Raw genomic sequence first — 7,828 nt, forward strand, 5'->3', positions numbered from 1 at the left:
TAAAATGTTTCATCCCTCATAATAATATTTTTTGCATTGTCTTCTAGTAAAAGACGCACCACATCGGTTATATGCCAATAATGTGAAGCATTGGAAGTTAAATATTGGTTTAAAAAACAAAGTAATGCATATGAAAACAATGTGTTAATCTATGATTGACTAATTGCATAATTATTGTATTCGCGGAACATCTAAAGTCGCGTGTCAAGTGACACATTAATCGGCTCCCAACATTAAGGCTTTAACCAAGATATCTTCATCAATCTTGGGCCAATGTACGCCCAGCCCGTTACCAATAAAGCGCCAGTCTTTTCGTTCAGCATCTGTTGCATCTCGAAGTCTTGGAAACCATTCCAATGGAGCTAAAATTTCCCGACCATCAGCTAATACAAAATGCAATGAAGTTTTAGTAAAATTAACATCAACTGCATGATCATCAAATTTAATTGCTAAAGTACTCATGCCATTTCTCCAAAAATAATTCTTTATGTTCAATTACTAACAGTCTAAGTTTGCTTAATTCATGACTTCTAAAACCATATGAACTTGCTAAACTGACTGGATTCAGCCAAAATTTTCCAACCTTATCACCATGTTCAATATGAATATGGGGTGGCTCATTTCCTTCTAAACTAAAAAAGAAAAACCGATAACCTCTAATACTTAATACTGTAGGCATATTCTTACGCCGCCTTAAAGTTAATGACATCATCCAAGGAATAATCTGGATCATTTGATCCTAATTAATGGCTCTGTCGCAAAAATATTTTTGATGACGAACGGAGTTATTTTGGACGAGTTTAGGCTGGCAGTCCATAGAACTGTTCAAAAATAGTTTGATTGGCCGATTGGGTATGCTGTTTTTTTCTGAGCATGTGATGCAATTCAATACCGGCTAATGTTGCATCCGCAGAGTGAAATGCCTTAAAATTTTTCATTGGCTTGGTGATTTTCTTAATGAATCGATGATCTTGTTCCACAATGTTATTGAGGTATTTGATTTGTCTCACAGTGAGCTGTACGAACAGTCCACCCAACATAAACAACAGCGCTAAATGTAAATTAATTGTATCAATTCCAGCTTTGTTAGCGCCACTTTTATCCATGGTTACCTTGTCTGGAATGCCGCTTGAGCCCATAGCTTTCTCAAAAAATGCCCGTGCCGCTGGTTCGTCCCGTTTTTCTGATAACATGAAATCAACGGTATTGCCTTCTCTGTCTACAGCCCGATAAAGGTATACCCATAGGCCTTTCACTTTGATATAGGTCTCATCCATGCGCCAAGAAATACCCATAGAACGCTTGTTGCGTTTGCGAAAAGATTCTTCCAGTTGAGGTGCATATTCAATCACCCAGCGATTGAGAGTCGAGTGATCTGCTTTCAGTCCTCTTTCCAACGCCAACTCTTCAATATCCCGATAACTCAGTGAGTAGGCCAAATACCATCTTACCAGCATTAAAATAATATCTTGTTTAAAATGTTTCCATTTAAAGCTGAGCATCGTTGACCTATCCTCATGAAAAATGCAGATCTTATCCTGGAAGACAATTTCTTGCGACAAAACCTCAATGTTTGCCCATCCTATTGTTTTAGGTATTGAATTGGTTTATTGTTGGGGAAACAAATCGGTATATTCTTACCTCTTGGTTATTTTGTGAAATTTAAACAACTCCTTGAGGCAGATAATGTAACGATTCAATAAGTTTATGGCATTGCATTAATTTGCGGCGTTGGTTTTACCATGAGTTTATTTATTGGTTCGCTAGCTTATCAGTATAGTGATTTGAATTTAATGCCATTAGTAAAAATTGGTGTGGTGCTCGGCTCCTTAACTTCCGGAGTAATAGGGTTTTTGTTTTAAGAAAATCACTTTAACCCCTATTGAAAACAAAGTTTCTTGGGCAGATAATCTGTTTTTAATTTTAACATAAAAATGGTCGCGTCGTGGATAATACCCTCGGCCTCTAAGGATGGCAAAATGATTTTAAAACAAGGAAAAAAGGGTAGATTAACGTGGTCTGCCCTGTTGCTCACTGCAACGTGCACGCAAGCTGGCACAATGGGGCCTTCTACTAACACATATAATAAGTTTGAAGTTTCAGCAGCAGGAGGTGTTAACTGGTATAATGTTCCCAACACCCACGTTGTTATTTCTCCCTTTGAAACCGATAGTAATCACGTCAATCTTACTTCTACAGATGGTGCCTGGAAAGCCGGTGTAGGTTATTCTCTTTTTGAAAACTTACTGCAAGAGCAGCGCTATTTCAACCATTTATTACTTGAATTGAACATATATCAAACATTTGCCACCTTGAGGGGTAGTGTTTGGCAATTTGGACTTCCTGAATTTAATAATTACAGTTTTAAAGTACCGGTCACAAGTACACGTTTAATGTTTGATGTTAAGCCGAATCTTTTTGTATGGGAAAGAGTTTCTCCCTATGCTATTTTAGGTATTGGTGCGACATGGAACACCCTGTCTTACAATGAAACCGCAACTGGGTCAGGCATTGTTCCATCCAGCGCCCTATCATTATCGAAGAATACAACCGCTAAAGTCGCTTGGGATGCGGGAGTGGGATTTAGTGTCGCGCTCACTGAGCGTCTTAATATCACCGCAGAATACATCTATGCCTTTTTGGGTCATGGCTCTCCTGGGAATGGGTCCTCTAATGGGGTGAGTTTATCAGCAGCCCCTAGCTTTTCACTCCAAACTCAAAATCTTCTGTTTGGACTCAGTTTAAAAATTTAAATTATTTAAGGATACGTTTATGAAGCTACGGATGATTTCTTTGGGAGTAACTGGTTTATTAATGTCACCATTGGCATTTGCGAAGCCTACCGTTACGCTATCACAACCAACACCTGCTATTCCTGTAAATTCTGTTGCAGGAGTAAGAAGTACATATACTTACAGCATTAGCAATTACGTTCCTCAAGCTTTACCGCTGTCAATAACAGGCATTTCATCACCGATAACGCGCATCCAGGTACCCAATGATTGCGGTAATGGGCTACTCGCAGCAAATGGAATTTTCCCTTCAGTCTGCCAGATTGGTATTGAAGTTGCCACACAACCAGGACAAGGTGGCCAGTTTATTTCTCAGGATATGCTGGTGAATATTGGCGGCAGAGTACCATTAAGAAGCTCAATCTCGTTTCAATTAGTAAACCCCACGCTACCTACTCTTTACTCAGTTACTGGTTCCACAGGAGACATATCTGGCGCTGTCTTTTCCCAATTGGGAGTAGTCGGAGCAAGTGGTCAAAGTCTCAGATACTATGCTTTTAACGATATTGGTGGAGTTTGTAACATTTCTACACTAATATCTACTGGTGTTTTTAATGGCGTAACAATATTCTCTGATACTTCACTGACGATTGCGGATCTCGCCGGCACTCCAGGTAATGTTTATTGTGCTGCTTTGTGTAATAACAGTGTCACATCTCCTACATACCCTGGCCAAGATAGCTTATGTACTAATGTAATTCCAGTCACATAATTGTTGGGATGTTGAAATTTTAGGTATGACCAGAAGGCGAGATAGCGGTTGTTCTTCAATGGAAACTATTTCGTAATTCATCAACTCACCCTAAATAATTAGCTTTCAAATAATTCTTCAATGGTATTCTGCATTTCTTCTTGACTTGGTTTTGCATAACGGAAAATTTCTTTAATCGACACATTCCCACTTAATTCTTGCGCAAAATGTACTCCATTAATGACCTACGTGCCCGCGGTGTTGAAGACCTACTTATTGCAAGTATTGATGGTTTGAAGGGTTTTCCTGAGGCTATTGCTGATGTGTTTCCAAAATCAGAAATTCAGCTATGCATCGTTCATCAAATACGTAATTCATTGAAATATGTTGTAAGTAAAGACCAAAAAACTTTTATGGCTGATTTAAAGCTGGTTTATCGAGCTTCTAGTAAAGAGATGGCTGAACATTATCTGCTAGAGCTCGGTGAAAAATGGGGTAAAAAATACCCTGCTGTAATGAAGTCCTGGAACGATAATTGGGCCCGGGACTAAAGATCGTGCGATGAAGTACCAAAATTATTAAATTTCCGAATTTACAAATGACTTTCGTTCTTTGGTTGTTTTTGCTAGAATCCGCTCTTAAATTATTAAGGCGGCGCGGCATTTACTTCCGATACAGACCGTTATAGGAACTTTAATGAGCAATAAAAATATATCTTTGCCAGAAAGCCCGCAATACAAACAACTAATGGTCGATGTCGTTCAATTAATTCACCAAGGTCGACAGCGGGTTGCAACAGAAGTAAATTCAACGGTTGTTTTACTCTACTGGGCTATTGGAAAAAGGATCAATGACGAAATTCTCGCTGATAAACGAGCAGAATATGGTGATCAAGTTATTGAGAGTGTTTCAAAGCAATTAAGTCAGCAATTTGGTAAAGGTTATAGTCGGTCAGCGTTATTTAGGATGGTTCGTTTTGCTAAACTTTACTCAAATCATAAGATTGTCGCTACAGTGTCGCGACAATTGTCATGGTCTCATGTGGTATTGCTTTGCCAGATGGATGAGGAGATGAAGCGAGACTTTTATCTGCATATGGCGTGCATTGAGCAATGGAGCGTGCGGACATTACGAGAAAAGCTTGGCTCCATGTTGTTTGAGCGGACAGCTATTAGTAAGCGACCTGAGGATATCATTAAATATGAACTTGAAAAATTTGCACAAACACAGCAGTTAACCCCTGATCTTGTATTTAAAGACCCCTTTTTTTTGGATTTTGTCGGACTTAAAACGAAGCATTCAGAATCAGATTTAGAACACGCCATCCTTGATCATATTGAAGAATTCATTCAAGAACTTGGAACTGATTTTTGTTTTGTAGCTCGTCAAAAAAGAATGGCGACAAAACAAAAAGACCGATATCTTGATTTATTGTTTTTCCACCGGGGTATGCGTCGATTGGTCGGGATTGAATTAAAATTAGATCGCTTTGAACCAGAGCATAAAGGCCAGATGGAGTGGTATTTACGTTGGCTTGATAAAAATGAGCGCAAACCCGGTGAAGAAAAACCAATAGGCATTATTCTTTGTGCACATAAAGATGAAGAAGATGTCGAATACCTTGAGTTAGATGAAGCTGGTATTCATGTTTCTCAATATTTAACACAATTACCGCCTAAAGCCCTGATGGAAGCCAAACTACATGCAGCCATTGTAAATGCCAAACAACTACATGAAATTAATGTATTGAATCAGGATAAGGCATGACGAGATCCCGATGGCAGTTTAATGACGAAGAACTCACTCTACTTCAAACCAAACATACAAAAAATCGCCTCTATTTTGCGCTGCAATTGAAGCACTATGAAATACACATGGCCTTTTTTCAAAATATAGAAAATATATCGACTAAGATAGTTTACAAAGTTGCTAAAAACTTAGATTTATCCCCACAGATAAAACCCTTACCTAAAAAAACACAAGTGACATATTGCCAAGAAATAAGAAATTATTTTCAGTCAAGAGCTATCAGTCAAAAAGATGATGTATTGGTTAAAAATTGGTTGTTTGATACGGTATTTCCCCAAGAAACATTGAACTTGGAACAACTGAAAGAACGGGTGACTGATTTTTTAGTAAAACAAAAAATTGAACGTCCTAGCGATGACTCATTAGAGCGAATTATTAAAAGTGCGAGGCATCAACATGAAGAACTACTATTTGAATTGATTTTTACAGGACTGGATAATGACACCAAAACTAGCCTTGATGAATTATTGTTGATTGAACAAAATAACATGTCGAGATTATCTGTTTTTAAACGATGGCCAGGAGGTTTATCGTTAAAAACGATACTCAGCGAAGCAAAGAAACTAAAATTCTTAAAAACACTTTCTTTACCTGACTGCCTCCAGAACATCCCAAACAAATTACTACAGCGTTATTACCGCAATATTTGCACTAAATATCCTAGCGCCATTAAGGCAATGCTTGAAAATCATCGATATGCATTGCTTGCAATCTTTTCTCTCATCAAAAAACTGCAAGTTACTGACAATCTCGTTGAACTCTTAATCAGATTAACAAAAAAGATAATTACATCGGGTGAAAATAAACTGAGAAAAGAATTATCAAAAGTAATTGAAATTAAAAAAAACTGTAATCGAAAGGTCTTGCTCAACACATTAATTAGCACAATTCTTGAGCGCGAAGATGAGGTTATCAAAACCGCTATATATTCGGTAGTTTCAAAAGAAACCTTGGAGGCTATCCACAAGAAAGATCCTGAAAAACAAAACACCTATGATAGCCTGATCCATGATCGTGCAAGAAACTCCTATGTGCATCATTATCGTCGCATGATAGCACCTGTTCTTGAGTTACTAGAATTCGATACACGTAATACGCATTATCAACCGATCATTAAAGCTTTAGATATGATCCAATCGGAGTTGGACAGTGGTACAACCTATTATTCAACAAAGCTTGCAGTTCCTATTGATGGTGCTGTGAAAAAATCACATCGGTCTTTTGTTATCGAAAACACAGAGCATAGTGAACGTATTAATCGCATCAATTATGAAATCTGTGTTCTTAGAAATCTACGAGATAAGCTGCGTGTCAAAGAAATATGGGTACAAGGTGCCTATCAATACAGGAATCCTGAGGAAGATTTACCGAAAGACTCCATGCTCTGTCTGCATCTACTGCAACTATGTATGGTTTATATTAATACATTGATGCTACAGCAAGTGATTAAAGAGTCACATTGGCTAGATAAAATGGTGCTGGAAGATAAGCGAACCATCACTCCCTTACTCCATGAACACCTCAATCCATATGGTATTTTTCTATTAAATTTAAATACACGGCTTGCAGTTAATCATCCTATACTAAAAGAGGCGGCTTAGTATGGAAAAACGAACTGGCCCACATAAAAAAGCAATGCAAATTATCAAATATTTTCGTCATGAGGCCCCTGATTATAATTATATTCGCGCTGTTTTTCAGCACTTGCGAAAAGAGCTCAATGTTTCTGTAACTACAGAAGCCAAAAAGCTACCTTATGTGCCAACAGAAACTGAGATGCGGAAGTATTATGAAGTGGTTTGGCAGGCAAAAAATATGCAAGATATGATAATTATCAAAGTATTACTCTATACCGGGATCCGCGTCAGCGAACTTATTCGTCTTACAGTGGAAGACATTGATTTTGATCGTTGCCAGATGAGAATTGTAGCAGGAAAGGGGAAAAAAGATAGAATAGTTCCGTTTCCAAAAAGTTTTCGAGAACCATTGGCGATGCACGTATCAAATGCTAATAAAAACAAGCAGATTAGCTTATTTGAGTCATCATGGAAAAGACCATATTCAGATCGCGGCATACGGAAAATGTTAGAAAAATACAGTGAAATAGCGGGAATGAGCCATACTGTTTCACCCCATAAATTAAGACATTTTTTATTCACTTGGTTAAAAAGCCAAGGTGTTGATGATGCATTAATACAACCTTATTCAGGCCATGAAACCCGCGCCTCACTTGAAGTGTACTCGAAATTATCTTTATCGAATGCACAAGAGGCTTATGATGAAAAGATCAAAAATTTTCCAGTGTGAGGACTAATTTTGGCACTTCACCGCACGATCTTTAGTCCCAGGCCTGGAAGCAGATCATGGAAAGCTTAAGCGCCTTATTAACCCAGGCAGGGGATTTCAGTTCATGAAAACTGCCTATGCAACGATTAAAGGTTTTGAGATTATGCGGATGTTTAAAAAAGGACAGTTCAATATCTGGTTGTATGGAACTCGAACCGAAGTATCTTTCATCAAGGAACAGTTCGGCCTA

Annotated in this window: 8 protein-coding genes and 3 pseudogenes; 8 read left to right on the top strand and 3 right to left on the bottom strand. The window is 38.1% G+C overall.

Going from position 1 to position 7,828, the window contains the following annotated elements:
* Nucleotides 1-216: 216 nt before the first annotated feature.
* From WA877_RS03375 to WA877_RS03385, 3 genes are all read right to left on the bottom strand, one after another.
* Complete coding sequence (locus WA877_RS03375; RefSeq protein ID WP_425169521.1) at nucleotides 217-462, bottom strand: DUF2442 domain-containing protein; 246 nt, start codon at nucleotides 460-462, stop codon at nucleotides 217-219.
* Entirely contained in the window at nucleotides 443-733 is a 291-nt protein-coding gene (locus tag WA877_RS03380) for a DUF4160 domain-containing protein (protein WP_425169522.1), read from the bottom strand. The genes WA877_RS03375 and WA877_RS03380 overlap by 20 nt, the downstream gene beginning before the upstream one ends.
* Before the next feature lie 67 nt (nucleotides 734-800).
* Nucleotides 801-1,502: an IS6 family transposase gene (locus tag WA877_RS03385; protein ID WP_425169523.1), complete on the bottom strand. Its 702-nt coding sequence runs from the start codon at nucleotides 1,500-1,502 to the stop codon at nucleotides 801-803.
* Between the two features lie 64 nt (nucleotides 1,503-1,566).
* Between WA877_RS03385 and WA877_RS03390 the strand changes: the two are divergent.
* The 8 genes and pseudogenes from WA877_RS03390 to WA877_RS03425 form a co-directional block, all read left to right on the top strand.
* Nucleotides 1,567-1,862: pseudogene (locus WA877_RS03390) on the top strand (Na+/H+ antiporter NhaA); the annotation flags it as partial.
* Between the two features lie 117 nt (nucleotides 1,863-1,979).
* Nucleotides 1,980-2,753, top strand: a complete 774-nt coding sequence (locus WA877_RS03395; RefSeq protein WP_425169524.1) for an outer membrane protein — start codon at nucleotides 1,980-1,982, stop codon at nucleotides 2,751-2,753.
* Nucleotides 2,754-2,772: 19 nt separating this feature from the next.
* On the top strand, nucleotides 2,773-3,504 hold the full coding sequence (locus WA877_RS03400; RefSeq protein ID WP_425169525.1) for a hypothetical protein: 732 nt from the start codon (nucleotides 2,773-2,775) through the stop codon (nucleotides 3,502-3,504).
* Nucleotides 3,505-3,719: 215 nt separating this feature from the next.
* Nucleotides 3,720-4,022, top strand: a pseudogene (locus WA877_RS03405) (transposase); the annotation flags it as partial.
* Between the two features lie 157 nt (nucleotides 4,023-4,179).
* Nucleotides 4,180-5,250: a PDDEXK nuclease domain-containing protein gene (locus tag WA877_RS03410; protein ID WP_425169526.1), complete on the top strand. Its 1,071-nt coding sequence runs from the start codon at nucleotides 4,180-4,182 to the stop codon at nucleotides 5,248-5,250.
* The gene (locus WA877_RS03415) at nucleotides 5,247-6,893 is read left to right on the top strand and encodes a DUF4158 domain-containing protein (protein ID WP_425169527.1); all 1,647 of its coding nucleotides are present in this window, start codon (nucleotides 5,247-5,249) and stop codon (nucleotides 6,891-6,893) included. Before WA877_RS03410 ends, WA877_RS03415 begins: the two co-directional genes overlap by 4 nt.
* A 1-nt stretch (nucleotide 6,894) precedes the next feature.
* Nucleotides 6,895-7,599, top strand: coding sequence for a tyrosine-type recombinase/integrase (locus tag WA877_RS03420; RefSeq protein ID WP_425169528.1), 705 nt, complete (start codon nucleotides 6,895-6,897; stop codon nucleotides 7,597-7,599).
* Between the two features lie 25 nt (nucleotides 7,600-7,624).
* Nucleotides 7,625-7,828 (top strand): annotated as a pseudogene (locus tag WA877_RS03425) (DDE-type integrase/transposase/recombinase); the annotation flags it as partial.

This window comes from Legionella sp., assembly GCF_049790535.1.
Lineage (GTDB): Bacteria > Pseudomonadota > Gammaproteobacteria > Legionellales > Legionellaceae > Legionella.

Coding starts and splice junctions, on each gene's coding strand:
- WA877_RS03375 (WP_425169521.1), bottom strand. CDS start 462: ATGAGTACTTTAGCAATTAAATTTGATGATCATGCAGTTGATGTTAAT.
- WA877_RS03380 (WP_425169522.1), bottom strand. CDS start 733: ATGATCCAGATTATTCCTTGGATGATGTCATTAACTTTAAGGCGGCGT.
- WA877_RS03385 (WP_425169523.1), bottom strand. CDS start 1,502: ATGCTCAGCTTTAAATGGAAACATTTTAAACAAGATATTATTTTAATG.
- WA877_RS03395 (WP_425169524.1), top strand. CDS start 1,980: ATGATTTTAAAACAAGGAAAAAAGGGTAGATTAACGTGGTCTGCCCTG.
- WA877_RS03400 (WP_425169525.1), top strand. CDS start 2,773: ATGAAGCTACGGATGATTTCTTTGGGAGTAACTGGTTTATTAATGTCA.
- WA877_RS03410 (WP_425169526.1), top strand. CDS start 4,180: ATGAGCAATAAAAATATATCTTTGCCAGAAAGCCCGCAATACAAACAA.
- WA877_RS03415 (WP_425169527.1), top strand. CDS start 5,247: ATGACGAGATCCCGATGGCAGTTTAATGACGAAGAACTCACTCTACTT.
- WA877_RS03420 (WP_425169528.1), top strand. CDS start 6,895: ATGGAAAAACGAACTGGCCCACATAAAAAAGCAATGCAAATTATCAAA.